Origin of the sequence: Shimia sp. NS0008-38b, from assembly GCF_040370365.1 — a bacterium.
Taxonomy (GTDB): domain Bacteria; phylum Pseudomonadota; class Alphaproteobacteria; order Rhodobacterales; family Rhodobacteraceae; genus Shimia.
In genome coordinates, this window is sequence record NZ_BAABWQ010000003.1 from 716,037 (window position 1) to 740,692 (window position 24,656).

At 55.1% G+C, this 24,656-nt stretch carries 23 protein-coding genes; 6 read left to right on the forward strand and 17 right to left on the reverse strand.

Annotation, left to right across the window (positions count from 1 at the left end; genetic code table 11):
- Nucleotides 1-42: 42 nt before the first annotated feature.
- On the reverse strand, nucleotides 43-2,964 hold the full coding sequence (locus ABWV47_RS15690; protein WP_353313466.1) for a DNA translocase FtsK: 2,922 nt from the start codon (nucleotides 2,962-2,964) through the stop codon (nucleotides 43-45).
- 7 nt (nucleotides 2,965-2,971) lie between these two features.
- Nucleotides 2,972-4,162 (reverse strand): aminotransferase class I/II-fold pyridoxal phosphate-dependent enzyme, encoded by a 1,191-nt coding sequence (locus ABWV47_RS15695; RefSeq protein WP_353313468.1) that lies wholly within the window; start codon nucleotides 4,160-4,162, stop codon nucleotides 2,972-2,974.
- Nucleotides 4,163-4,345: 183 nt separating this feature from the next.
- Here ABWV47_RS15695 and smpB point away from each other — a divergent pair, with 183 nt between their 5' ends.
- Complete coding sequence (smpB, locus tag ABWV47_RS15700) at nucleotides 4,346-4,825, forward strand: SsrA-binding protein SmpB (RefSeq protein ID WP_353313470.1); 480 nt, start codon at nucleotides 4,346-4,348, stop codon at nucleotides 4,823-4,825.
- Here the strand turns inward: smpB and ABWV47_RS15705 are convergent.
- Nucleotides 4,822-5,535 (reverse strand): hypothetical protein, encoded by a 714-nt coding sequence (locus ABWV47_RS15705; protein WP_353313472.1) that lies wholly within the window; start codon nucleotides 5,533-5,535, stop codon nucleotides 4,822-4,824. The two genes, smpB and ABWV47_RS15705, sit on opposite strands and share 4 nt — an antisense overlap.
- 173 nt (nucleotides 5,536-5,708) lie before the next feature.
- On the opposite strand from ABWV47_RS15705, the gene sseA reads away from it, so the two are divergent.
- From sseA to msrC, 3 genes are all read left to right on the forward strand, one after another.
- Nucleotides 5,709-6,563 carry a 3-mercaptopyruvate sulfurtransferase gene (gene sseA, locus ABWV47_RS15710; RefSeq protein WP_353313474.1) on the forward strand — a complete coding sequence of 285 codons (855 nt, stop codon included), beginning with the start codon at nucleotides 5,709-5,711 and terminating at the stop codon, nucleotides 6,561-6,563.
- Nucleotides 6,563-7,747, forward strand: a complete 1,185-nt coding sequence (locus ABWV47_RS15715) for an amino acid aminotransferase (RefSeq protein WP_353313476.1) — start codon at nucleotides 6,563-6,565, stop codon at nucleotides 7,745-7,747. The genes sseA and ABWV47_RS15715 overlap by 1 nt, the downstream gene beginning before the upstream one ends.
- 63 nt (nucleotides 7,748-7,810) lie before the next feature.
- On the forward strand, nucleotides 7,811-8,269 hold the full coding sequence (gene msrC, locus ABWV47_RS15720) for a free L-methionine (R)-S-oxide reductase MsrC (RefSeq protein ID WP_353313478.1): 459 nt from the start codon (nucleotides 7,811-7,813) through the stop codon (nucleotides 8,267-8,269).
- Here the strand turns inward: msrC and ABWV47_RS15725 are convergent.
- On the reverse strand, nucleotides 8,266-8,919 hold the full coding sequence (locus ABWV47_RS15725) for an RluA family pseudouridine synthase (RefSeq protein ID WP_353313480.1): 654 nt from the start codon (nucleotides 8,917-8,919) through the stop codon (nucleotides 8,266-8,268). The genes msrC and ABWV47_RS15725 overlap by 4 nt on opposite strands.
- A gap of 107 nt (nucleotides 8,920-9,026) precedes the next feature.
- Between ABWV47_RS15725 and ABWV47_RS15730 the strand changes: the two genes are divergently transcribed.
- Nucleotides 9,027-9,437, forward strand: a complete 411-nt coding sequence (locus ABWV47_RS15730; RefSeq protein WP_353313482.1) for a nuclear transport factor 2 family protein — start codon at nucleotides 9,027-9,029, stop codon at nucleotides 9,435-9,437.
- A gap of 43 nt (nucleotides 9,438-9,480) precedes the next feature.
- On the opposite strand, the gene rarD is transcribed toward ABWV47_RS15730, so the two are convergent.
- The 10 genes from rarD to ABWV47_RS15780 form a co-directional block, all read right to left on the reverse strand.
- Nucleotides 9,481-10,389 carry an EamA family transporter RarD gene (gene rarD / locus ABWV47_RS15735; protein WP_353313484.1) on the reverse strand — a complete coding sequence of 303 codons (909 nt, stop codon included), beginning with the start codon at nucleotides 10,387-10,389 and terminating at the stop codon, nucleotides 9,481-9,483.
- 108 nt (nucleotides 10,390-10,497) lie between these two features.
- Nucleotides 10,498-12,948 (reverse strand): GcvT family protein, encoded by a 2,451-nt coding sequence (locus tag ABWV47_RS15740; RefSeq protein WP_353313486.1) that lies wholly within the window; start codon nucleotides 12,946-12,948, stop codon nucleotides 10,498-10,500.
- A 106-nt stretch (nucleotides 12,949-13,054) separates the two neighbouring features.
- Nucleotides 13,055-15,505, reverse strand: coding sequence for a GcvT family protein (locus ABWV47_RS15745; protein WP_353313488.1), 2,451 nt, complete (start codon nucleotides 15,503-15,505; stop codon nucleotides 13,055-13,057).
- An 11-nt stretch (nucleotides 15,506-15,516) separates the two neighbouring features.
- A complete protein-coding gene (locus ABWV47_RS15750; RefSeq protein WP_353313490.1) occupies nucleotides 15,517-16,140 on the reverse strand; it encodes a LysE family translocator in 624 nt (207 codons plus the stop codon).
- Nucleotides 16,141-16,142: 2 nt separating this feature from the next.
- The gene (locus tag ABWV47_RS15755) at nucleotides 16,143-16,514 is read right to left on the reverse strand and encodes a GFA family protein (RefSeq protein ID WP_353313492.1); all 372 of its coding nucleotides are present in this window, start codon (nucleotides 16,512-16,514) and stop codon (nucleotides 16,143-16,145) included.
- 9 nt (nucleotides 16,515-16,523) lie between these two features.
- Nucleotides 16,524-17,096 carry a helix-turn-helix domain-containing protein gene (locus tag ABWV47_RS15760; RefSeq protein ID WP_353313494.1) on the reverse strand — a complete coding sequence of 191 codons (573 nt, stop codon included), beginning with the start codon at nucleotides 17,094-17,096 and terminating at the stop codon, nucleotides 16,524-16,526.
- Nucleotides 17,097-17,447: 351 nt separating this feature from the next.
- Nucleotides 17,448-18,161, reverse strand: a complete 714-nt coding sequence (locus ABWV47_RS15765) for a phosphotransferase (RefSeq protein ID WP_353313496.1) — start codon at nucleotides 18,159-18,161, stop codon at nucleotides 17,448-17,450.
- Nucleotides 18,158-18,898, reverse strand: a complete 741-nt coding sequence (locus ABWV47_RS15770; protein ID WP_353313498.1) for a class I SAM-dependent DNA methyltransferase — start codon at nucleotides 18,896-18,898, stop codon at nucleotides 18,158-18,160. The genes ABWV47_RS15765 and ABWV47_RS15770 overlap by 4 nt, the downstream gene beginning before the upstream one ends.
- An 11-nt stretch (nucleotides 18,899-18,909) precedes the next feature.
- Nucleotides 18,910-20,013 carry a THUMP domain-containing class I SAM-dependent RNA methyltransferase gene (locus ABWV47_RS15775; RefSeq protein ID WP_353313500.1) on the reverse strand — a complete coding sequence of 368 codons (1,104 nt, stop codon included), beginning with the start codon at nucleotides 20,011-20,013 and terminating at the stop codon, nucleotides 18,910-18,912.
- Nucleotides 20,014-20,052: 39 nt separating this feature from the next.
- A complete protein-coding gene (locus tag ABWV47_RS15780) occupies nucleotides 20,053-21,381 on the reverse strand; it encodes an amidase (RefSeq protein ID WP_353313502.1) in 1,329 nt (442 codons plus the stop codon).
- Between the two features lie 84 nt (nucleotides 21,382-21,465).
- Here ABWV47_RS15780 and ABWV47_RS15785 point away from each other — a divergent pair, with 84 nt between their 5' ends.
- Nucleotides 21,466-22,680: an FAD-dependent oxidoreductase gene (locus ABWV47_RS15785; RefSeq protein ID WP_353313504.1), complete on the forward strand. Its 1,215-nt coding sequence runs from the start codon at nucleotides 21,466-21,468 to the stop codon at nucleotides 22,678-22,680.
- 109 nt (nucleotides 22,681-22,789) lie between these two features.
- On the opposite strand, the gene ABWV47_RS15790 is transcribed toward ABWV47_RS15785, so the two are convergent.
- Genes ABWV47_RS15790 through ABWV47_RS15800 form a run of 3 tightly spaced genes read right to left on the reverse strand, consistent with a single transcriptional unit; the run spans nucleotide 22,790 to nucleotide 24,591 of the window.
- A complete protein-coding gene (locus tag ABWV47_RS15790; protein WP_353313506.1) occupies nucleotides 22,790-22,984 on the reverse strand; it encodes a Trm112 family protein in 195 nt (64 codons plus the stop codon).
- A complete protein-coding gene (locus ABWV47_RS15795; protein WP_353313508.1) occupies nucleotides 22,981-23,625 on the reverse strand; it encodes an LON peptidase substrate-binding domain-containing protein in 645 nt (214 codons plus the stop codon). Before ABWV47_RS15795 ends, ABWV47_RS15790 begins: the two co-directional genes overlap by 4 nt.
- A 42-nt stretch (nucleotides 23,626-23,667) precedes the next feature.
- The gene (locus ABWV47_RS15800) at nucleotides 23,668-24,591 is read right to left on the reverse strand and encodes a tetratricopeptide repeat protein (protein ID WP_353313510.1); all 924 of its coding nucleotides are present in this window, start codon (nucleotides 24,589-24,591) and stop codon (nucleotides 23,668-23,670) included.
- Nucleotides 24,592-24,656: the final 65 nt, after the last annotated feature.

The window sequence follows — 24,656 nt, forward strand, 5'->3', positions numbered from 1 at the left end:
GGCGCGATGATTGTGAGGTAAGTGAGCATAGCGAAATCCCGCCTACCCCATTGTGGCTCCCTGCTCAGGCACCAAGATTTCACGCTTGCCGACATGGTTGGCAGCGCTCACCAAGCCTTCATCCTCCATTTGTTCCACAAGACGGGCCGCTTTGTTGTAACCAATAGCCAGTTTTCTTTGGATATAAGATGTTGAGCACTTTCGATCTTGGATGACGATAGCTACCGCTGAATCATATAGTGCATCTTCGCCGGTTGTGTTTCCGCCAGAGCTCAGACCAAGAACCGCGTCAATGTTCTCTGACTTCCCGTCCTCGGGGCCATCGACAACACCACCTATATAGTCTGGTGGTCCGTAGCTCTTGAGGTGATTAACGATTTCCTCAACTTCTTCATCGCTCACAAATGGACCATGGCAGCGAATAATTTTTGCACCACCAGCCATGTAGAGCATATCTCCCATACCAAGGAGTTGTTCGGCGCCCATCTCGCCAAGGATCGTTCGACTGTCCACTTTCGAGGTCACTTGGAACGAAATTCTTGTTGGGAAGTTCGCTTTGATCGTTCCGGTAATCACGTCCACAGAGGGACGTTGTGTGGCCATAATCAAATGGATACCAGACGCGCGCGCCATCTGCGCGAGGCGTTGAATACAAGCTTCGATCTCTTTACCCGCAACCATCATCAAGTCGGCCATCTCATCGACGACCACTACGATGTAGGGCATTTTTTCGGGGGTGATCTCTTCGGTTTCAAAAACCGGTTCACCCGTATCGTCATCAAATCCCGTTTGCACAGTACGACTGAAGGTTTCGCCTTTGGATAACGCATCGGAAACGCGGCTGTTGTAGCCATCGATATTGCGCACGCCCATTTTGGACATTTTTCGGTAGCGATCTTCCATCTCACCCACGACCCATTTCAGCGCGACAACAGCCTTCTTAGGATCGGTGACAACAGGAGACAAAAGGTGTGGAATGCCATCATAAACAGACAGCTCCAGCATTTTCGGATCAATCATGATCATGCGACAGTCTTCTGGTGTTAGCCTATAAAGCAAAGACAGGATCATGGTATTAATCGCCACTGATTTACCCGAACCCGTTGTACCGGCTATCAGCAAATGTGGCATTTTGGCGAGATTGGCTACAATCGGGTCTCCGCCGATGTCTTTGCCCAACGCCAAGGGCAGCCGCATGTTGCTATCGCCAAAGTCTCGAGCGGCGAGAATTTCACGAAGCACTACCTTTTCGCGATTTTCATTTGGCAGTTCTATGCCAATCACGCTGCGTCCAGGCACGGTAGACACGCGCGCAGACAAAGCAGACATGGACCGAGCAATATCATCTGCTAAGCCGATGACACGACTCGCTTTCAAACCTGGCGCAGGCTCAAGCTCATACATTGTAACGACGGGGCCCGGACGAACGCTTACAATTTCACCTTTGACTCCATAGTCATCCAGAACCACCTCAAGCATCCGTGCATTTTCCTCTAGGGCATCATCGCTCAGGTGGTTCCCACCAACTTCCGGAGGGCTTTCCAGCAGCCCCAATGGCGGCAACTCATAAGCAGCAGCTTGCGCATCCTCGAAGGCGAGCGATGGCTGCGCTTCAGCCTTTGCCTGACTGGAAGGCTGAACAACCTTTTTCAGACGAGGCTGAACCACTTTTTTGGGTTCAGCGATCGGGATGGTAGAGAACGAAGGTGTTTGACCAACCTCAAATGCGACATCCGAAGTCACGGGTGCTTCATGCCGTCCTTGATATTGAGGCATCTGATCTACATCGGTGGAAGCCGACCACATCTCATCCGCCGATCCAGAAGCTGAAGTCAAAGGCGGCTCGATGCGCGCGCTCAATTGGTGCCCCAATGTCGGTTCGCCTCCGCGCTGAGGTGCATCCACATCCAAAACCAAGGGTGCGGGACCACGCCCTCTCCCTTTTGTTAGTGGCTTGTCAGGATGCAACTCTGGGGAAGATACAACGTCACCACGCCGCGCACGAGACCGCATCACATCCGCAATTTTCGCGCTTATGCGATCTTCTTCAGGCTTCACATTCCAGTCTTCGGTGAACAGGTTCTCCACCAGTTCTGGCTCCGGCATTTGATCGGATGCCTGCTCAACTCTTTTGATCAGTGTTGGCATGCGCAACTTAGGTTTTGCTTTTTCAACCAGAATCGGCTCCATCGAAGACGGAATATCTTCGAGAACCGAATCTTGCCATTCTGTTTCAGCCAACGCCTCATTGCGAGCCACCTCACGCCGATGAATGCGCTTCGCTTGTGCGGCCTTTGCAGCGCGAAACGCGCCCGTTGTCCCGCGCCCCAACAGCCGCAGAACCCCATCATAGGTGAGCACAAGGCCCAAAACGAACATCCCTGCGGCTTTCGAGAGTTCAGACTTCGTGAAACCGAGCACAAAAGCTCCGATACCTACAAACGCGAGTCCCGTCAGAAATGACATCGCCTTGACGCCCGATTGTGCACCGATTGGGAGTATTGTCAGCAGAGCTCCGGTCACCGTGTCCCCGAACAAGCCTCCCATTCCAAATGCATGACTCCACTCAGCCGAAGGGCTCATTGTAGAGGCATATACAGCGCCAAGAGCGAGCATTATTGGCGCAAAAATAATGCGGCTTTGCGCCCGCTCTTCCCCGATGTGAAACGAAAAGCGAATGCCCCACGCCCCAAAAATCAAAGCCAAACCAAAGCTGCCCCAACCGACAATGATAAACAATGGCGCAGCAACGGAAGCACCGAACCTCCCAAGAAGGTTTTGAACCGGTGCATCGGTTACCGAGATCCAGCTTGGATCACTGGGCGAGTAGGACAGGATCATCGCCGCTGACATGACCGACAAGACCATCAACAGGATACCAACGAGTTCTTTGCCCCGTTTCTCGACGGCAGCTTGCGTATTACTATCCAAGAGTGGTCCTCGTCTGCGCGCTTGATAAGCCATGATCACCTCAATCTTTTTTATCGTAGAGGCAGTCGCGCAGTTTTCTCAGCGCGCCTGACACTTCGGTTTTTGGGGCCACTAAAGCGGCCCTTATAAATTTTCTCCCAGGGTTTTCCCCCGCGACGTCTCTGCTAAGATAAGCCCCCGGCAAAACTCGGACACCCGTTTCGGTCCATGCCTTCACCGCAGCAGCTTCGCCGTCTTCTACGGGAAGCCAGAGAAAAAATCCTGCTTTTGGGCTTCGGTACCCGTCTATTCCCTCAAATATCTCATCCGCCAAATCGAACTTTTCAGCGTACATCCGCCGATTCTCAACAACATGCTCTTCGTCACGCCAAGCACGCGCTGCAGCGCTCTGCAGCGGAAGCGGCAAGGGAGCGCCCGCATACGTGCGCAACTGTTTGATGTGACTGATGTTTTCAGGACTTCCAGCAACGAATCCCGACCGCAAGCCGGGCAGGTTGCTGCGCTTACTCAAAGAGTGAAAGGCCAGAATTCGTTCAGCGCCTACGCCCATCTCGCTGGCAACCTGTAAAGCACCCACAGGTGGTGCTTCGCGATAAATCTCAGAATAGCACTCATCCGCAAAGATCTTGAAATCATGCTTTTCAGCGAGCCCAATAAGATTGGCCCAGTACGCACGATCCGCCACCGCACCTTGTGGATTGGCGGGAGAGCAAATGTAGGCAATTGCGACCTGATCCAATTGCTCTGCAGGCAATAGATTAAAGTCTGGAAGATGGCCCGAGAGATCCGTCGCAGGAACAAACACAGGATCTGCCCCGACGGACGCCGACGCCACAGCATAGACTTGATAAAACGGATTGGGCGTCAGAATAAGCGGCTTTTTACCGTTCTTGGTTTCAGGGCACAATGCCATCGCAGAGTTGTAGAGCCCTTCGCGCGTACCATTGAGCGCCATAACTTGAGTAGTCGGGTCGATCTCAACGTCATAGCGACGCTTAATCCACTCAGCAATTGCCAACAACAATTCCGGGGCACCATCATTTGGCGGGTATTTGTTAAAGCCCTCGGCATGTTGCGTGATCTCTTCGGTGACCCATTCAGGAAATGCATGCTTGGGCTCCCCGATAGTCATATGCACCACAGGACCACCCGGATCCAAGTGATCCAGCAATGCGCGCAGGCGCGGGAACGCATACGCCGGTAGGTTTGAGAACCGCTCGGGGAACTTCATTTTCAACTGCCTCAGGTGCGGGATCATTTCGCCCCGTTCCGCTTGAAGTTACCCAATGGAGCAGTTGTCGTCCACTAAAATGGAGCGCTTGATCTATCTTGTGACCTTCTCGCCACCCTTTTTCGACCTACATTTTCCGCACAGGATGGACACTGCAGCAGCGGCAAGGTATCGACTTTCGCCATGGCCACGAAGCAAAAGAACTCCGACCCAAACTACAAAGTGATCGCCGAGAACAGGCGCGCGCGCTTTGACTATGCCATCGAAGAGGATGTGGAAGTCGGCATTGTGCTGCAAGGATCGGAAGTTAAGGCACTGCGCGAAAAGTCGGGAAATATTGCTGAAAGTTACGCCGCAGTGGAAGACGGTGAGCTGTGGCTGGTAAATGCCTACATTGCCCCCTACGAACGGGCCATGTTCAAACACACTGAACGTCGGAAACGCAAACTATTGGCGAGCCGCAAGCAACTTGCGAATTTTTGGTCTGCAACCCAAAGAAAAGGCATGACGCTGGTTCCGATGGTGATGTATTTCAATCACAAGGGGCTGGTGAAGCTAAAAATTGGCGTCGCAAAAGGTAAGAAAAACCACGACAAGCGAGCCTCTGACGCCAAACGTGACTGGGGCCGCCAAAAACAACGCCTGCTTCGCCACGGCGATTAATTGCTGTTCCAGATAGATAACCATTGTGCGTCGATCTTTGCCAATGCCTCACGATCGATACGATCCATAATCTCCCAATACCGTCCACTAGGCGCGTCGTAGCCAAGCGCAACCTCTGCGTTGCGCAACTCCTCTATGGCTTCACTCGTTGATAGATCTGGACCGGCAACATTGGTGAGGTTTTCGACAGTGTGTTTGGGGAATACGAGCCGACTAACATCACCAGATAAATTCACGCAAAGGCAGCCGCTTTGCGCGGCGAGCAGCGCCAACCTCGCAGACTTTGCCTCCAAACATTGCAGAGACACATCATCACGTAGAGGATCGGCAGCACCGATACCATAAAAATGCGTGCGCCCGTGTGTCGGATAAACCATATCGCATCCAATGAACGCTAGCACACGCGGCCGCAACGCACCGACGGCCCAATACCCGGCCGTGAAAGCCATTGTGCCACCAGCAAACAGCACACCGCCAAACGCATTGTTTTGTGGCACGTAGTCCGTATGGACCACCACCGATTGTTCTGGAGTGACAACCGCTGGTCGTCGCTCCAGCGGAAAGTCTTCAGGATAGATCAAGTGACTCCAATCGTCACGGATACGCCACGCGTTGTTGATTGCAACAATATGATCGAAATGATGCCGGCCCCACTCTGCAACGACAAGCGCATTCGGCCCACTTCCAACGATCAAAACAACATCTGACACGAGATCCACCTATCTTAAAGCATGCCCCTCAAAAATGCACCGAAAGCCGCTGCAAACAAGTCGATTTTTGGGATCCCTCTAAGAACTTCAGAAACACACATTGCTTCTGTATCTCTTGCCTCTTTGAGATACGGGTTGTAGGCAATACTCCGAGTTTCCGAGAGAGGAATGACATGGCTGACGACCCCAAGACATTGGTCTCCACAGAATGGCTGGCGGCACATATTAAAGATCCGGAATTGCGAATTCTCGATGCTTCCTGGTATCTGCCATCTTCCGACCGAGACTCAAAAGCGGAATTTATCTCCCGCCACATTCCTGGAGCACGATTTTTTGACATAGATGACATCTCGGATGGGCGCAGTGACCTACCTCATATGGTGCCTCCGGTAGAAAAGTTCATGTCGCGACTTCGCGCCATGGGTGTTGGGGATGGTCATCAGATTGTCATATATGACGGTTCTGGCCTGTTTTCTGCAGCCCGTGTTTGGTGGTTGTTCAAACTGATGGGTCACGTCAATGCTGCAGTGTTAGACGGCGGTATGCCAAAATGGGTGGCTGAAGGCAGACCCACTGACAACTCTCCGCCAACAATCAGAGATAGGCACATGACTGTTCTCCGCCAAACCAATTTGGTGCGTGATGTAACAGAAGTCTCCCGCGCCGCGAAGCTAGGTGACCATGAGATTATCGACGCACGTGCACCAGAGCGTTTTACCGGTCAGGCAGCGGAGCCACGCGCGGGCCTACGCGCGGGTCACATTCCAGGATCAAAGAACATTCCGTTTGGATCTTTGCTTCTGGATAACGGAACTCTGAAACCTGCGGAAGAGCTTCGCAGGATATTTATGGAAGCGGGCATCGACCTGTCAAAACCAGCCATCGCCACATGTGGATCCGGCGTCACGGCGGCGGTGCTGTGCTTGGCGATGGAGCGGTTTGGAAAGACGGACTACTCGCTTTATGATGGATCATGGGCTGAATGGGGCGCCTTCCCGACATTGCCCGTAGCAACTGGAGATACCTAATGCTCACAAACCTCAAAGAGCAGCCCAAAGATAAGATCCTAGGCCTCATGGCCATGTACCGCGATGATCCCCGCCCGACCAAAGTCGATTTGGGGGTTGGTGTATATAAAAACGCCCAGGGTGTCACACCGGTCATGCACGCGGTTAAAGCTGCAGAGCGGAAAATTGTCGAAGAGCAGCCCTCCAAGGCATATACAGGCCTCGCTGGCGATCCAGCCTATGCTGATGCGATGATCGACATGTTGTTGGCCGGAGTGGTAGAGCGCGACCGTCTGGCAGCTGCGGCGACTCCAGGTGGTACCGGCGCAATCCGTCAGGCGTTTGAGCTAATCAAAATGGCCAACCCCAAGGCGCGTGTGTTTGTATCTGACCCAACTTGGCCAAACCACATCAGCATGCTGCAGTATCTGGGAATCGAGATGGTGAAGTATCGCTATTTTGACGATGAAACCCGTGGCGTGAACTTTGACGGCATGATGGAAGATCTGGCGGAGGTGACGCGCGATGACGTTGTGTTGCTGCATGGTTGCTGCCACAATCCGACCGGCGCCAATCTGAACCTGACGCAGTGGCAGGCAGTTGTGGATCTGATCAACGACAAAGGCTGCACGCCGATGATCGACATCGCCTATCAGGGTTTTGGCGATGGTCTGCAAGAAGACGCGGCCGCAACCCGTTTGGTGGCAAAATCCGTGCCGGAACTTCTGATCGCGGCGTCTTGCTCGAAAAACTTCGGCATTTACCGCGAGCGTACAGGTCTGTTGATTGCGATGAGCGAGACGACAGACAACACCGCGGTGACTCAAGGCAACCTGAACCACCTCAACCGCCAGAACTTCTCCTTTCCACCCGATCACGGCGCGCGCGTTGTCAGCACCATTCTGACCGATGCGAAGCTGAAAGCGGATTGGATGGCAGAGCTGGAAGAAACCCGTCTTGGTATGCTGGCACTTCGTGAGCAACTAGCGAGCGAGTTGCAACGTTTGTCAGGGTCTGACCGATTTGGCTTCCTAGCGCAGCACCGCGGCATGTTCTCCCGTCTGGGCACCACACCCGATTTGGTGGAGAAAATCCGCGTCGACAACGCGATCTACATGGTAAGCGACAGCCGCATGAACATTGCGGGCCTGAATGCGCAGACCGTACCAGTGCTGGCAAAAGCCATAATCGACGCGGGCGTTTAAACACCAAACAATTGATCGCGCGCGAGGGCTGCCCTGCGCGCGATTTTCTTTTGAGGTTTTGCTATGACCATCGACTACATCACCCTGTCCAAAACCATTGCCGCCTTGGCCGAAGGCGAGACCGATGCGGTTGCTCTGATGGCGACCGTAGCCTGCGAAGTGCATCACGCCGATGATCGGTTTGACTGGACCGGATTCTATCGTGTGGTCGCGCCAGAACTTCTAAAAATCGGGCCTTACCAGGGCGGCCATGGCTGTTTGGTGATCCCCTTCACACGGGGTGTCTGCGGTGCAGCTGCGCGGAACGGGAAGGTGCAGTTAATACCGGATGTGGACGCTTTTCCGGGACACATTGCCTGTGCCTCTTCGACACGATCTGAGCTGGTTTTGCCTGTGTGGAATGGTGCAGGCAATTTGCTAGGTGTATTTGACATCGATAGCGATCAGCTGAACGCCTTCACACAGGAAGACGCGGATCAGATGGCCGAGATTTTGGCCGCGACTTTCAAGGACGCCGCTTAAAACGGCGCCTTGGCGCGAAAAGACATGCCTTTGCCGCTTTCCGGGTGATTGATGCGCAATTCTTCAGAATGCAGCATCAGCCGATCAAAGTCCTTTGCGTCGCCCTCGGCGTACAGTGGGTCCCCTAAGATCACATGCCCCAACGCCAGCATGTGCACGCGCAATTGGTGGCTGCGTCCTGTTTTGGGTGTCAGACGAACACGAGTCTCAGTTTCGTTGACTTTGAGAACCCGCCAGTCGGTTACGGCGGGCTTACCATTGTCATGGTCCACCATCTGGCGCGGGCGCTTGGGCCAATCGACAATCAGAGGTAAATCAACTGTCCCAGTTTTTTCGGCAAGCTGCCCCCAAACGCGTGCAAGATAGGTTTTCTTTGTCTTGCGGTCTTCAAATTGTTTGGACAAGTGGCGCTGCGCATGTGGCGTAAGGGCAAAAACCATTACTCCAGAGGTGTCACGATCCAGTCGATGCACCAGCAACACGGTTGGAAACGCCGCCTGAATCCGCGTTAGCATACAATCTGCCAAATGCGCTCCACGACCGGGCACCGACAGTAGGCCCGATGGTTTGTCTACAACAACAATGTCACTATCTTCGTGCAAAACCACTATTGGGTCCTGCGGTGGGTCATAGGGCGTGATCTCGATCATAGCGCCCCACATAGGGCGTTGATAGCGCTTCGGCAACCCAACGTCAGTCTTGAGTTAATCTTCTTGATGCTCACGTTGGACACAAATGAAAGACGAAGGAAAATTCCATGCACCCCACAATCAAGCGCATGCGAGACGTTGTTGCGAAAGGCAATGAAAACGATATCAAATCGCTGCTGGCCGAGACCGTCACGTTCCAGCCACCAACGTATTGGGCGACTTGGACCGGACGAGAACCAGTCGCAGCGGTGTTAGGGCATGTCGGGCACGTCTTTCAAGACTTCCACTATCGGCGCACAATGGGAGATGGCCTCGACTGGGCACTAGAGTTTCAGAGCAAAGTAAATGGCTTAGACTGCGTTGGTGTTGACCTGATTACGTTGAACCCAGACGGAAAAATCCAACACTTTGAAGTGGTGATGCGGCCCTACAAAACGATCGGAGCACTGCGCGATGCCATGAACAAACGCGTTATGACCGATCCTCGTTTTCTAAAATTCAAAGAGGCGTTGAGCTGATCGCAGTTTGTCTGATGGTGCTCAGTTGCGTATGCATGACTGATCAACGCCGAGCTGCTCTTAAGTCCCGGATCATCGGGATGGAATACACAACGAGGGCAGCCCAGATCATGGGAAACGCAATAATGCGCGCACCCCCGAAGGGTTCATCAAACACGAACACTGCGATCAGAAAGATCATAGTTGGCGCTATATATTGCATGATTCCAATGGTCGAAAGCCTCAGAAGCTTGGCCCCGTTGGCATAGAATAACAACGGTACAGCCGTCACAATGCCACACCCTAAAAGCAACATTGTGTCGTCTAGGGACTTTGTAAAGTGCCCCTGCCCTTGTGCGGCCAGCCACAACAAGTACCCAATCGCGGGGAACGTTAAGATCATGACCTCGAGCAAGAACCCTTGGTTGGGTCCTACCGGTAGCGACTTCTTGAAAAACGCATAGAACCCCCATGACACCGTGAGTGCGAGCGCCGCCCACGGCAACGTCCCAGCATCGATCCAGAGGACCAGAACTGCCGCGCCTGCCAAAGCCACCGCAACCCACTGCAGGCGTGTAAGCCGTTCCTTCAAAAGCAACGAAGCCAAAGCAATGCTAAACAGAGGATTTATATAATAGCCAAGTGCCGCATCGAGCGCACGATCATTTGTTATTGACCAGACATAAACACCCCAGTTTATCGTGATCAAAGCCGCCGTGAGACAGCCCATTGCCAAGGTGCGAGGGTTTCTCAAAGCAGAAACTAAATCGGATGTACGACGTAAAACGACCAGCACCAAGCCTGCGATGGGCACTGACCAAATCACCCGATGGGCCACAACTTCGAGAGCGGGCATATGAGACGCAAGTTTCATATATAGCGGTAGAAAGCCCCAAAGAAGATACGCGGTCATTGCGAAGGCCAGCCCCTGAGGCGTGTCCACGTTTTCCCGTTCATCGGTACGTGTCACCATGATGCTCTCCCTAAACCTGACGTGCTTTGTTAGCGGGGCTTTGGGAGATTGGAAACTCGGGATTTTGTGGAGAGTGCCATCAAGTTTTGTGATGGCACCCCAAAACGCTTAAACTTTGACACGCTCCGACTTGGGATCATACATCGGTTTCAAAGAAACCTCGGCACGCACTCTGGAGCCCATGAGATCGATCTCATATGTTGATCCAAGCACCTCTAGGGCTTTTTCCCCCGCGCAAGGCACATATCCCAAACCGACCGCTCCACCAAGCGTGTGACCATAGTTGCCAGAACTCAAATAGCCAACATATTCGCCATCTCGAATGATGGGCTCATTGTGGAACAAAAGCAGCTCTGGATCGGTGAGTTTAAACTGCAGTAGCCTGCTTTGGGGTCCGATTTCCTTACGTTTGATCACAGCCTCTTTGCCAATGAAATCAGGCTTGTCAGTTTTCACCGCGAAACCCAGCCCGGCATCAACCACATGATCCTCGGCGGTGATGTCATGACCAAAGTGGCGGAACCCTTTTTCGATACGACAACTGTCCATCATGTGCATCCCGCAAAGCTTGAGCCCCATGTCCTGTCCAGCTTCCCAGAGAGTTTCAAAGGCATGCCCAGCCATGTCAGACGATACATAAATCTCCCAACCAAGCTCACCGACATAGGTCACCCGATGCGCTCGCGCGAGCCCCATACCCAGCTCTATGTCCTGTGCAGTACCAAATGGATTTCGGGTATTGCCAAAATCCGCAGGGGATACTTTTTCCAATAATTTTCGCGCGTTTGGCCCCATGATTGCCAGTACACCTTCACCAGCAGTCACATCCGTGATGACAATGTTAAACTGGCCTTTGTGGCGCTCCATCCACGTCTGATCCGCAAGACGCGTCGCAGCCGGTGTCACCACCAGGTAAGCCGTCTCAGTCAAGCGTGTCACGGTGACATCAGCCTCAATACCGCCGTTTCGGTTCAAAAACTGAGTGTAAACGATCTTGCCGTTTGGGACCGAGTAGTCCCCGCCGCCGACATAGTTCATAAACGCTTCAGCATCTGGGCCTTCGACGCGGATCTTGCCGAAAGAGGACATGTCATACATGCCAACGTTTTCCCTAACTGCCCTGTGCTCTGACGCGGAGTTCTCAAACCAGTTTTGTCTCTTCCAAGTATATTGGTACGCGCGTTCCTGCCCTTCGTTGGCAATCCAATTGGCGCGCTCCCAGCCAGCAAGCTCTCCCATCACAGCGCCCTTTTCCAGCAGCTGGTGATGAAAAGGAGTGCGCCGCACACCACGTGCAGTGGCTTTTTGCCGGTACGGAAAATGATCCGCATACAATAGACCCAACGTTTCTTTGGATCGCTCATACAAATACGTCTTGTTGCCTTGAAATGGTTGCATCCGTGAAATATCGACGTCACCCAAATCAAATGGTTTTTGACCGTCTTCCATCCACTGTGCCAGCGCCATACCTGCACCGCCAGCAGATTGAATGCCGATGGAATTGAAGCCAGCGGCTACCCAAACATTGTCCATCTCAGGTGCCAACCCAAGGTGATACGCATCATCTGGCGTGAAGCTTTCCGGCCCGTTAAAAAACGTGTGAATGCCCGCCTCAGCAAGCATCGGCATGCGATTACACGCGGCTTCCAGTATAGGCTCAAAGTGGTCGAAATCTTCGGGAAGTTGGTCAAACTCAAATGTCTCGGCAATACCGTTCATACCCCAAGGTTTTGCGTTCGGCTCAAAAGCCCCAAGCAGTATTTTACCAGCGTCTTCTTTATAGTACGCGCATTCATCGGGAACCCGTAAAACAGGCATTTGTGTAAGTTCGGGGATGCTTTCGGTAACGATGTAAAAATGCTCACAGGCATGCAGAGGCACATTCACACCGGCCATGCGTCCCACCTCGTGACCCCACATACCAGCACAGTTGACGATCATATCACAGGCTATGTGCCCATGCTCCGCGCCGTCATCACTCACCCAATCAACACCAGTGACCTTCCGTCCATCCTTTACGATGTTGGTAACTTTCACGCGCTCCTTGATGAGCGCGCTGTTTTGACGTGCGCCCTTAGCCAACGCAAGCGCGATATTGGCAGGATCCCCTTGCCCATCAAGCGGCAGATAGACACCAGCTGTCACATCTTCGATGTTCATATGTGCGTAGCGCGCTTTCACTTCTGCAGGAGAAATCTCCTCGACCTCCACGCCAAAGGCCCGGGCCATCGCTGCCTGACGGAAAATCTCTTCTTTTCGCTCGTCGTTGAGCGCGACAGTGATCGATCCGCAGCGTTTAAACCCTGTCGCGACCCCTGTTTCTGCCTCGAGTTTTCCGTATAACTCTTGAGAATACTTGGCGAGCTTGGTCATGTTCGCTGTCGCACGTAACTGCGCAATCAAGCCTGCGGCGTGCCATGTGGTACCAGACGTAAGTTGCTTGCGTTCAAGCAAAACAACGTCTTTCCAACCCAATTTTGTGAGATGGTAAGCCACTGAACAGCCCACCACACCCCCTCCAATGATGACCACACGGGCCTTGTTTGGAAGATCAACCATGATCTACTTCCTTTCAGATATCTCGTATGGCTTGATCAGGCGACGGGCCGGGCGCGCGTCTCTCAAGCCGTCGAGTTAGTTCGTACAAAGCAAAGGTAGGGGCACATTACGCCCGCAAACGTTCGTTGGTCGGGTCCCACATGGGCGCATCTTCTTGCACCTCCGCACGGCACTTTTTACCGAAGATTTCTACCTCAAGTTCGGTACCCGGAGCAGCTAGTTCTGCTTTAACCATACCCAAAGCAATCGAGGCATTCACGCGATACCCCCAACCGCCAGAGGTGGTCTCCCCCACGATCTCGTCACCATTCCAGATGCAAGACATGTAGGGTGCGTCCGCATCGCCGGCATCGACTTTCAGAGTGACAAATGACTTTTTAACGCCCTGTTGTTTCTCATTCTGAATTGCCGACTTACCGGGGAAGTTCTGCGGCTTGTCGAGTTTTACAAAACGCCCCAGACCGCCTTCCAGAAGCGTATAATCCGAAGACAAATCGCCTTTCCAAGCGCGGTAACCTTTTTCCAAGCGCAACGAATTCAATGCGTACATGCCAAACGGCATGGCACCGGCCTCTCGAATCGCGTCATAGATTGCAGGCATATCCGCAAACGGCGCATGTATCTCCCAGCCAAGCTCACCGGCAAAGGACACGCGTACCAAGGTAGCCCTTGCGCCAACCACAGTTGCGGTCTGATGGGTCAACCAACCAAGTGACAAATCAGCGTCACACAATCCAGACAAAACATCGCGCGACTTTGGTCCAGTAACAATCAGCGTGCTCATGTCTACTGTGCAATCGATCAGCTCAAGCCCCTCTGCCAAGTTGTGCTTGAGCAGCTCAAAATCATGCCATTGCGCGCTCGCTGCCGTAATCAAAATGAACCCGTCATCGGCGTGTCGCAAAACGGACATTTCTGTCAGTATCCGCCCACGTTCGTCAGAAAAATAAGCCAGATTGATCCGCCCCACTTTGGGCAATGCACCTGTGATCATCCCACGCAGCCATTCCGCGGCCCCCTCACCATTTAGCGCAAACCTTGAGAAACCCGGCAGGTCGAGCACACCACAATGATCACGAACGGCCTCGCACTCTTCCTTTACACGTTGCTCCCAAGGACCTGATCGACCCCACGTGTGAGTGGCAGCGAGCGAAGTGTCATCGCCATCTTTGGCAAACCAATTCGCTCGCTCCCAGCCGTTGTAGACCCCCATAACACCGCCAGATGCGACAACCCGGTCATGGACGGGGGAGAGCTTCTTGTCCCGGGCGGCGGGCCATTCGTGATGCGGGAAGTGCATGGCGTACTCGTTTCCGTAGACCTCCATGCCCTTCTTCACGCAGTAGTCATGATCGGTGTAATCTGTATATCTGCGCGGATCGACGGCCCACATGTCCCACTCGGTGTGGCCATCCACGATCCATTCGGCTAGCACTTTGCCAGCACCACCCCCTTGGGCGATGCCAAAGGTGAAGACGCAATTTTCAAAGGCGTTTTCGACCCCTGGCATTGGCCCGATGAGTGGCAAACCATCCGGCGCATAAGGGATCGGGCCGTTGATCACACGGCTAATGCCCGAGGTTGCCATAAGCGGCACACGTTCCATGGCGTCAGTGACAATATCCTCGATCCGGTCAAGATCATCTGACCAGAGTTGGAAAGAGAAATCATCAGGCATCGGATCGGCATCGGTCTCCCAATGTGCTTTGCAGTTTGGCTCGTAAGGGCCGAGGTTGTAGCCGTGCTTTTCCTGACGCAGGTAGTAGGAGACATCCACGTCGCGCAGGAGCGGCAGCTTCACACCGCCGTTTGCTTTGGACCATTCTTCTACCTCAGGGATTTCTTCGGTCAGCAAATACTGGTGACTCATGACCATCATCGGCACGGAACGCCCGCCATACGGCTTGAACCATTCACCAACGCGCTGAGCGTAGTAACCAGCTGCATTCACAACGTAATCACATGCAATGTCGCCCTTCTCGGTGTGCACAATCCAAGTTTTGTCCGATCGCTGAGTAACGCCCGTCGCAGGGCAGAAACGCAGAATTTTCTGGCCCATGTCACGCGCGCCTTTGGCCAACGCTTGGGTCAACTGCGCAGGGTCAATGTCCCCGTCTGTTGGATCGTAAAGCACCGCTTCAAGGTCGTGTGTCTCAAGGAACGGATACCGTTCTTTGGCTTCTTCTGGAGTCCACATCTCCATCGGGATGCCCTGATAGAGCGCCATCGACATGGCGCGCTCAAACTCCTGCTTGCGCTCTTTGGTGTGCGCCAAACGGATCGAGCCCGACTGGTGATAGCCCATCGGATAGTCGACCTCTTCCCCAAGCCCTGCATAAAGCTCGGTCGAGTAGCGCTGCATGTTCATGATCGCCCAGCTGTTGGAAAACGTCGGCACGTTGCCAGCCGCGTGCCACGTGGACCCCGCCGTCAATTCGTTCTTTTCAAGCAGCACACAATCGGTCCAGCCCTTCTTGCCCAGATGGTAGAGGCTGGAGGTGCCCACAACGCCGCCACCGATGATGACCACGCGGGCCTTTGTTGGAAAATCAGACATGACCATCTCCCTCAGTCAAATACGAGTTTTGCTGCCAGCCCGCCAAAGATGACGGCAGCGATTTTGTTCATAATTCCAGTGACTTGTTTCAACCTTGCGCCCACGACCCCTGCAGAAAGTCCAATAATCGACACCACTACAAATCCGCCCGAGGCGAACATCACACCAAGGATCACGATCTGTTGCCAAATCGGACCGGCTTCCGGTGTGATGAACTGCGGTAAAAAGGCGAGGATAAACAGGATGATCTTGGGGTTTAGAATGTTTGTCAAAAACCCGCGCCGCATCGCACGCAACACATCAGAACGCCCTGAGGCATCATCAAAATCAGGCTTTGCTGTCCATGCTTGATAAGCCAGAATCAGCAGGTATGCCGCGCCAGCGTACCGGATCAACAGCAGTGCAATTGGCGACGCCGCTACCAAAACAGCAAGCCCTGCAGCTGCCAGTGTGATGTGTGCGATCAGACCCAAAGTCACGCCAGCGGACGCCGCCAAACCTGCTTTGGGGCCGCCTGAGATACCGCTTGCAATGGTAAACATCATGTCGGCACCGGGCGTGAGATACATCACCAAAGAGGCTGCCATAAACGCCCAGAGGCTGACGCTATCCATCTGCACAAGAGTTTCCTGCATGATCAGTCCTTCTGAGGCAGCCCGTCTGCGATGTCGTAGTAGTCACCTTTGTCCGCGACAAAGATGTGTTTTTGCAGCGACAGCCCAGTGGGGCCATCTATTGCACCCAAAGCAAAACTGATCGTGTCCTCATCTGTTGCCGTCCAAAACAAGAATGATCCACATTGGGGACAGATCCCTCGCTTGGCAGTTGCACTGGAGGCAAACCACCGCACCGAACCCGTTATTTTGAGATCATTTTCATGCACATAGGCCGAAGACCATAGACCGCCAGATTGCTTGCGACATTGGCTGCAATGACACATGGAGGGCCCTTGCGCGGGCGCAGAGGTCTCAAACTGAATATCGCCACACAGGCAGGATCCCTTCAACATGTCAGCTCCTCAATAGACCGGCGGCGCGATCACCCAGATCGCAATGCAGGCTTCGTCACCTGGGTTGGTCCAATGGTATTCTTCGCCGCGAATGCGAAAGCTGTCTCCGGGGCCGACAGAGAACTTTTGACCACCGATGCGCAATTCCAAACGCCCAGATATGATGTAGCCAACTTCCTGAGTGGGGCGTGCGGTTGCCTCTTGCATCTCGGAATGTGGGGCAAATGTCGAATGCACCATTTCAAAATCATCGGTCAAATCGGGCGAAAGAAGTTCTTCGATAAGACCCTCTTCGCTACCACCCATAGGGCGTCGGGCGCCGGAACGTACTACATACCCTTGTTCTTGGGCGGGGGCCGAGGATTGGCCGAAGAGCATCGACATCGGCACGCCCAGCACTTTGGCGATCTGGCGCAAATCTGAAATGGCGGGCTCGGATTTGTCTCTCTCCACTTGGGACAACCAACCCACCGAGCGATCCAACGCTTCTGCCATGTCGACCAGCGTCAGCCCACGCGCCTTGCGCAGCGCACGCAAGTCGGCGCCCAAAGTTTCCAAATCTTTCGGTACTTTATGCAACATTTTGCCCGAATCCGGCCCGTGAAATTATTTACTCAATTTTCACGTTGGGCCAGTTTCGTGAAATTTCAAAGCCTTTTTTCACGCAAAGCGCAAAAATCGCAGTTAGTCAGTGCCCCAATCCAACAAACTGCATACTTTCTGATCTTGCATCCGTCGCAAAAATTCTCGGCTCACCCACAAGAGCGCGGAGCCAAAGGTTAACGATGAAAATCGGCTGTTTGGGACATCGGTATCACGTCGGTATTGCGACTGTTTTGCGGAGGTGCCAAATTCGCGCGCCAGAAGTCTTAACGCACCTGTTGTCCGTGACGATCAACGCAAACAATATTCTCAACGGAGTGTCCCAACACGTCAGCTATTGCGCAGCATTTCTGCCAAATCACGTGCATAGGCGGGCTCCCGTTTCCAACTGCACGCCAGCTCCCATGCCAGATGCGCGCGCCGCTCGGCTTCGGTGACCTGACCAAAAGGCACCCGATCAAACAACACAAAGTCACAACGACACTCGTCCCAATCCACCACGGACAGCCCGCCGTCCGGGCGGCGCAGCACGTTGCTGGGCGAAAGGTCGCCGTGCACAACGGTGCCCACGTCCCCAATCACCTCCCCCCAAGAGGCACGGCATAGAGCAACCAAATCGGAAGGCATACGGGTCAAATCCACATCGCCACCGCAATGGGCGGTCATCAAAGCTGAAGAGGACAAAAACCCCGGACGTTGTGAAATGCCCTGCATGGAGGCATGAAACCGCGACAGGCTGGCAGAAAGCTCACTCAGCTCGTCGCGCGTGATATGTGCCCCCTCGATAAAGGTTTCACAGGTCCATCCATCACAGACCCAGCGACCAGAGCGAGACGTTTTGAGGCTTGGAACATGCAAGCCGCATTTGCCCGCGTTGTCGAGCACAGGCACCAACCAAGCCACTGAGGCTTCATCCCGTCGGGTCGACTTAAAAACAACATTCTGATCCAGCCCATGTGTGCGCCAAACCTCATTACGATGCCCACCTTCCAAGGCACTCAATTCGGCACAAACGCCCCATTGGTCGATCGGTGGAGAGATCATGGCGCCTCGTCTGGTTTGCGCCAGACCGAAATGTGACTGCGGCTGTCTTTGGTGAAGGGCGCGCGTGTCCAATCCCCCCAGCGATGCTCCAGCGACAGGCCTGCAATACGGGCCATCAGATCCATCTCCGCAGGCCACGCATATCGAAACGGCACCGACAGACTCTCCGGGCCGTCTTCACGCAACCAAAGATGATGAGAGTGATAGGTCTGAGTCACGACATCAATTTCGTCCATGCCCCAGTGGTTCGGTCCTGCATCAAAGGCCAGATGTGTCTCGCCCACAGGCAATCGCTGTAGAGGTGGCACTTGGGTTTCCACCAAGAACCGCCCACCCGGCCGAAGATGACCTGCAGCGTTTTCAAAACACGCCACCTGTGCTGCCTGCGTGGTCAGATTGTCCAAAGTGTTAAACACGAGATAGACCAGTGAAAACTCTCCTGCACTGCGCAGGGTGGTCATGTCTCCCACCGCCACCGGGATTTCTTCCCCGCCCGGTTTAAGCCGCATCTGGGCAACCATCGCTTCAGACAGCTCATTGCCCTGAACCGGAACCCCTTTGGCAGCCAAAGGCAGGGCAATGCGCCCCGTGCCGATGGCGAACTCCAAGGCCGTCCCCTCCGCAGCCAAATCCACCAAGACATCGACCGTTTGTTCGATCACGGTGTGATCTGTGTTTCCATGCTGCTTGTCGTAGGTTTGCGCCACATGGGCATCAAACACGCCATCATTTGTCACTTAGAAACCTCTCAGGGCACGTCGCAGGTATAAAGGCGCACCTTCAACCCACCATGTAACACCGTCGCAAATGGTGTCTCCAACGGCAAGCCTGTGGTTTTTGCCAAGCCGGTATCCGTGGTGACAATACCCACTGTCCACCCCGAGAACCGTGCTGAAAGCGCTTTGCCGAAGCTGGCGTAAAGCGCAAACAGGCCTTTTTTATCGCCGATACGCGTCCCGTAGGGCGGATTGACAACAACGATGCCCGGCGCGCCATCAGGCGGAGTGATGTCCCCTGCGCTGGCTTGTGCAAAGTTGGTCCAGTTGGTCACATCCGCACGGTCGGCGTTTTCTGTCGCCATACGGATGGCACCTGCATCTTTGTCGGTGCCAAAGAATTGCACGGTCGGGGTCTGAGGCGATGCCTCTTCGCGCAGGGTCTGATAAGCCTCAAGTTCAAAGGTGGCGAGCTGCTCAAAGGCAAAGCTGCGAGACCGTCCGGGCAACACACCAGCGGCGATCTCTGCTGCTTCGGTCACAAAGGTGCCGGAGCCACACATGGGATCGTAGACGGTTTGTGATCCGTCATACCCCAATTGGCGCAAGAACATCGCAGCCATGTTTTCGCGCATGGGCGCTTTGGCAACGGCGGCTTTGTGGCCACGTTTGTGCAAGCTTTCACCGGAGGTATCCAGCGATAGCGTGACCATATTGTTGTCGATCCGCGCCTTTAGCACGACTTCAGCCTCCGCCGAAATCGGAAGGCCCAGCGCGTTGACAAGTCCCCGCTCGATGCGTTCTTTGGCGGCCCCCGCGTGATAGATTTTGGATTTCTGCGTGACAACATCGACCTTCACCGGCACGTCCTGGCGCAGATATTGCAGCCACGGCAACTCGCCGATCAGGTGCTCCAGATTGGACAGATGCATGGTCTGAAACTGTGCCACCCGCGCCAGCACCCGCACAGCGCCGCGCAAACACAGATTGGCGCGCCACACGTCCTGCCAGTTGCCACGAAAGCGCACACCGCCGGGCATCATTTTGGGTTTCTTAAAACCCACTTCAAGCATCTCTGCCGCCAGAGGCTTTTCCAGCCCCGGCGCGGTCACCACAAATATTTCAAATTTTCTCATGAGGCCTCTTTAGCCCCTGTTGGTGCGCGCGGCGAGCCCTTAAGGCAAAAGGAACTCTGCGGCGGCGGCAAGTCGCAACAGGCGCTCTTCGCTGCCCGCGGGCCCCATCATCATCAAACCACAGGACGGCACCCCCGTGGGTAAGGTTATGGCGGCGCTGCCCATCAGGTTGCCGATACGTGTGTTGCGCAGGGCCAGAAGGTTTTCGGTGATGTAGTAGTCCTGATCGGTCATCAGGCGTTCCACATTGGGCGGCAGGATTGGCGCGGTTGGCAAAAGCACCGCGTCAAAGCCTGCGATACGCGCCTCCCATGTTTCGCGCAGCACCTCCAGTTTGTGCCACGCGGCCACATACTCTGGTCCGGAGATTTTGGCCCCGGCGCGGAACCGCTCCAAAATCTGGTCAAACATCTTTTCAGGCGCAGCTTCGATGGTCTCACCCCACTCCCCATAGGCTTCGGCGGTGTAGAGCGGTGCCGTGAGCGCCATGGCCTCGGCCACTTCGTCAGCCTGCAAGAACTCCAATGTGGCGCCGGCACTCTGTATCCGATGCAGCGCGCGTTCAAACCCCGCCATGGGCGCCTCACGCACTTGATCCAGAGCCATGGTTTCCAGCACGGCAAAGCGTTTGCCCCTAAGGCTCGCGCCGCGCAGATCGACGGGTTTGGTGCCTTCCAGAACGCTCAACAATAATGCGGCGTCCTCTACTGTGCGGGTCAAAGGGCCAACGGTGTCAAAGCTGCGGCACAGCGGCACAACACCTTTGGCGGTAACACGCCCCGCGGTGGTTTTGAGCCCAACCAAATCGTTCCATGCAGCTGGAATGCGCACTGAGCCGCCGGTGTCTGAGCCAATACCCGCAGCCGCCAGCCCAAAAGCGACGCTGGCCGCAGCCCCCGAAGAGGAGCCGCCTGGCACCACGTCAGGATCATTCACACAGGGCGGCGTGGCAGTGATGGGGTTCAGGCCAAGGCCCGAAAAGGCCAGTTCGCTCATATGGGTTTTGCCCAGACACACCATGCCAAGCGCCGTTGCATTGGCGAGCACCTCTGCATCACGGCTCGGCACGCGCCCGTTGAGCAAGTCTGATCCTGCCTCGGTGGCCACACCTGCGCTGTCAAAAAGATCCTTCCAGCTGATCGGCACGCCGTCTAGTGGCGACAGCCGTTGCCCAGCCCGCGCGCGCTCTGATGCGGCCTGCGCTTCGGCCAAGGCACGTTCGGAGGTGATCGCAGAGTAGATGCGGTCACGTGCATCGTGGCTGTTGATGGCGCCCAAGTATGCCTGCGTCAGAGCCACAGGATCAATATCCCCGGTCTCAATGCCCCGCCCTAGCGCGGCTGCGCTCATCTCAAGCCAATTCAACATTCTCGTCTCCGCAATTTGATTACGGATGACGGTAGCGGCGCAATCGCGCATGGACAATCCCGAAGCGTGGCCCATATTGGCACTATGAGTTTTGACACTGATATTCTGATCGCTGGCGGCGGATTAAACGGCCCGGCACTCGCCTTGGCATTGGCGCAAGCAGGCTTTGATGTGACCGTGGTCGATGCACGCCCGGCCCCGGCCCGAGCGGCGGGCAACTTTGACGGGCGTGGCTATGCTTTGGCACTGGCCTCCAAGCGATTGTTGGAGGCCATCGGCGTCTGGGACCACGTGGCAGACCACGCTGAGCCGATGCGCGACATCAAAGTCTCGGATGGCCGCGCAGGCGAAGGTCCCGCACCGTTTTTCCTACATTTTGACCATCGTGAAATCGAAGAAGGCCCGATGGGATTTATGGTCGAAGACCGCTTTCTCTATCGCGCCTTCATGTCGGCCATGGAAGCCGCCCCAACGATCACGCTGATATCTGGCACGCAGGTCACGGGACAAACGGTTGACGCAAGTGGCGTCACCGTCACGCTGAGTGACACAACCACCCGCCGCGCGCGCCTTTTGGTCGGTTGTGATGGACGGCAGACTGGTGTTGGCAAACGCGCCGCAATCAAACGCACCGGCTGGGGTTATGGGCAAACTGCCTTGGTCTGTGCCATCAAACACGAACGTCCGCACAATGGCGTGGCGCATCAGTTCTTTATGCCGCCCGGCCCCTTGGCAATCCTGCCCCTGCCCGGAAACATGTCCTCCATTGTCTGGTCGGAAAACGACGCCACCGCAGCGGCCATCCATGCGCTGTCTGATGACGATTATATGGCCGTGCTACGCCCGCGTTTCGGAGATTTCCTCGGCGAAATAGAGTTGACGGGAAATCGCTTCACCTATCCTCTCAGCCTCTCTGTCGCCAACGAGTTCATCGCAGAGCGCGTGGCTCTGGTTGGCGATGCGGCCCATGGCCTTCATCCCATCGCAGGCCAAGGTCTCAATGCTGGTTTACGCGATGTGGCTGCGCTGGCTGAAGTATTGAGCGCCGCCCAAGAGCGCGGCGAAGACTTTGCCTCCGCGCTGGTTCTGGCGCGCTATCAAGAGTGGCGCCGGTTTGATACGGCCACATTGGTGGCGGCTACAGACCTCACCAACAAACTGTTTTCCAACGACAACCCCTTGCTGCGTGCTGCGCGGGATGTGGGCATGGGGCTCATCGGATCTATGCCGGGGCTGCGTCGCACATTTATGCGCGAAGCGGCCGGCCTAAACGGTGAACTCCCAAAACTCATGCGCTGAGCCATTCCCCATTGAGCACCCGCTCTTGGGGCCCAGATATCCGAAAAGACGCCCACAGGGAGAGGGCTGCCTCTCTCCAGTCTTCCGACAAAGTCAGCCTGTCGATGGTTCAGTCCAGCACCCGCGCCTCATCCAGTAACATCACCGGAATGCCCGCACGGATGGGAAAGGCCAGATTGGCGCTCCGCGAGATCAACTCTTGCTTTTGGGCGTCATACTCAAGCGTGCCCCGCGTCTGCGGACACACCAAGGCTTCCAGCATTCGACGGTCAAAGGCTGGACCATCTCCGATCTGTTCTTTCATTGCATCACATCCTCTCCTGCCCCGCCGCGCAGCGCAAATTCCAATAGCGTCACCAAAGTTTCACGGCGCGTGCGCAGTGACGGCGCTTCCAAAAGCGCCTGTTTGTCTTCCGCCGTGAATTCCAAAAGCATCGACAAAGAATTGATCAACAACTCATCAGCTGCGTCTTTCAGCGTATCCCAGTCAGTCGACAAATCGAGCTGCTCAAAGTAGCGCTTTAGCAACGCCATGAACGCTTCGCGCTGAAAAATGTCGTCTTTCTCTGATCCGCCAAGATCGCGTTCAAAGCCCTGCCAGCTCACCAAACACCGGCGGTAGGGCGCAAACCCGTCCACTTCGCTCAGCACACGAAACCGCGACACGCCGGTCAGTGTGACCAAATAGCGGTTGTCGTCAGTCTCTGAAAATTGCGTGATCCGCCCCACACAGCCGATGGCGTGCAACCCCGGACCGTCACGACCGGGCACCTCATTGGGTTGGACCATGCCAATCAACCGCTCAGGGGTTTTGAGCGCATCGTCCAGCATCGCCAGATATCGTGGCTCAAAAATGTGTAGCGGCAGTCGTGCACGGGGCAACAACAGCGCCCCGGGCAAAGGAAATATAGCCAGCGTTTCCGGCAAATCAGCGGCTTTGATCATGGTCCGCAGCCTACGCGCAATTCAGCGATCCGCAAAGCGGGTTCAAGCAAAGATAATTGAGCTCAGCTTACGCCGCCCATTTAACACCACTGGATCGTTGGGTTTGAGGGCTTCAAAGATGGTGAACAGCTGCGCTTTGGCGGCGCCGTCGTTCCATTCCCGATCCCGGCGGAACAGCTCCAACAGCTCGTTTACCGCTTCTTCGACCAGATCCGCGCCATGCAGAGCCTGTGCCAGATCGAGACGGGCCTGGTGGTTGTCAGGATCGGCGTCAACTGCCGCGCGCAGTTCCGCAACTGGACCGGCGTTTTCCGCCTGACGCGCCAATTCGATCTGGGCACGCACCGCTTCAATCTCTGCAGCCGCCGAAATCACCTCTGGCACACCGTTGATCACAGCTTCGGCTTCATCCACTTGTTCCATCGCCAAATAGGCGCGCGCCACACCGGCAAAAGCTTCGGCGTTTTCAGGATCTTGCTCAGCAATCGCGGCAAAGGTTTCTGCGGCAGAGGCTGCATCACCCTCGGTCAGCATCTCTTCGGCCGCAACCAAAGCATCGGCCAATCCTCCATCCGGCACTTCACCGCCACCTGCTTCCACGACGCGGGCGACAAAGGCATCAATCTCGCTGGGCGGCACTGCACCTTGAAAGCCGTCCACCGGCTGACCCTGCCAGAAGGCATAAACTGTTGGGATAGATTGCACACGCATCTGACCAGCGATGCCTTGATTCTCATCCACATTGATCTTGGCCATCTTCACAGCCCCACCAGCGGCAGTTACGGCTGCTTCCAACGCCGGGCCGAGGGTTTTGCACGGACCGCACCAAGGGGCCCAAAAATCAACAATCACAGGAACGCTCATGGAGGCATCCACGACTTCCGCCATGAATGTGGCCTCTGAAACGTCTTTGATCAAATCAGCTGCGGCGGGCGTGGCGGGCGCGCCAGTACCAAGAATTTCCATGTCTCAATGTTCTCCGTCTGGAACTTGTCCCCTATATGGATGGCAGAGCCGCAGAAACCAAGAGA

What these genes read in the sequence shown, in the direction of transcription:
- ABWV47_RS15690 (WP_353313466.1), bottom strand. Translation starts at nt 2,964, where the DNA reads ATGGCTTATCAAGCGCGCAGACGAGGACCACTCTTGGATAGTAATACG.
- ABWV47_RS15715 (WP_353313476.1), top strand. Translation starts at nt 6,563, where the DNA reads ATGCTCACAAACCTCAAAGAGCAGCCCAAAGATAAGATCCTAGGCCTC.
- ABWV47_RS15750 (WP_353313490.1), bottom strand. Translation starts at nt 16,140, where the DNA reads ATGCAGGAAACTCTTGTGCAGATGGATAGCGTCAGCCTCTGGGCGTTT.
- rarD (WP_353313484.1), bottom strand. Translation starts at nt 10,389, where the DNA reads ATGGTGACACGTACCGATGAACGGGAAAACGTGGACACGCCTCAGGGG.
- msrC (WP_353313478.1), top strand. Translation starts at nt 7,811, where the DNA reads ATGACCATCGACTACATCACCCTGTCCAAAACCATTGCCGCCTTGGCC.
- ABWV47_RS15800 (WP_353313510.1), bottom strand. Translation starts at nt 24,591, where the DNA reads ATGGAAATTCTTGGTACTGGCGCGCCCGCCACGCCCGCCGCAGCTGAT.
- ABWV47_RS15760 (WP_353313494.1), bottom strand. Translation starts at nt 17,096, where the DNA reads ATGTTGCATAAAGTACCGAAAGATTTGGAAACTTTGGGCGCCGACTTG.
- ABWV47_RS15765 (WP_353313496.1), bottom strand. Translation starts at nt 18,161, where the DNA reads ATGATCTCTCCACCGATCGACCAATGGGGCGTTTGTGCCGAATTGAGT.
- ABWV47_RS15785 (WP_353313504.1), top strand. Translation starts at nt 21,466, where the DNA reads ATGAGTTTTGACACTGATATTCTGATCGCTGGCGGCGGATTAAACGGC.
- ABWV47_RS15740 (WP_353313486.1), bottom strand. Translation starts at nt 12,948, where the DNA reads ATGGTTGATCTTCCAAACAAGGCCCGTGTGGTCATCATTGGAGGGGGT.
- ABWV47_RS15730 (WP_353313482.1), top strand. Translation starts at nt 9,027, where the DNA reads ATGCACCCCACAATCAAGCGCATGCGAGACGTTGTTGCGAAAGGCAAT.
- ABWV47_RS15790 (WP_353313506.1), bottom strand. Translation starts at nt 22,984, where the DNA reads ATGAAAGAACAGATCGGAGATGGTCCAGCCTTTGACCGTCGAATGCTG.
- ABWV47_RS15695 (WP_353313468.1), bottom strand. Translation starts at nt 4,162, where the DNA reads ATGAAGTTCCCCGAGCGGTTCTCAAACCTACCGGCGTATGCGTTCCCG.
- ABWV47_RS15755 (WP_353313492.1), bottom strand. Translation starts at nt 16,514, where the DNA reads ATGTTGAAGGGATCCTGCCTGTGTGGCGATATTCAGTTTGAGACCTCT.
- sseA (WP_353313474.1), top strand. Translation starts at nt 5,709, where the DNA reads ATGGCTGACGACCCCAAGACATTGGTCTCCACAGAATGGCTGGCGGCA.
- ABWV47_RS15780 (WP_353313502.1), bottom strand. Translation starts at nt 21,381, where the DNA reads ATGTTGAATTGGCTTGAGATGAGCGCAGCCGCGCTAGGGCGGGGCATT.
- ABWV47_RS15795 (WP_353313508.1), bottom strand. Translation starts at nt 23,625, where the DNA reads ATGATCAAAGCCGCTGATTTGCCGGAAACGCTGGCTATATTTCCTTTG.
- ABWV47_RS15775 (WP_353313500.1), bottom strand. Translation starts at nt 20,013, where the DNA reads ATGAGAAAATTTGAAATATTTGTGGTGACCGCGCCGGGGCTGGAAAAG.
- ABWV47_RS15745 (WP_353313488.1), bottom strand. Translation starts at nt 15,505, where the DNA reads ATGTCTGATTTTCCAACAAAGGCCCGCGTGGTCATCATCGGTGGCGGC.
- smpB (WP_353313470.1), top strand. Translation starts at nt 4,346, where the DNA reads ATGGCCACGAAGCAAAAGAACTCCGACCCAAACTACAAAGTGATCGCC.
- ABWV47_RS15725 (WP_353313480.1), bottom strand. Translation starts at nt 8,919, where the DNA reads ATGATCGAGATCACGCCCTATGACCCACCGCAGGACCCAATAGTGGTT.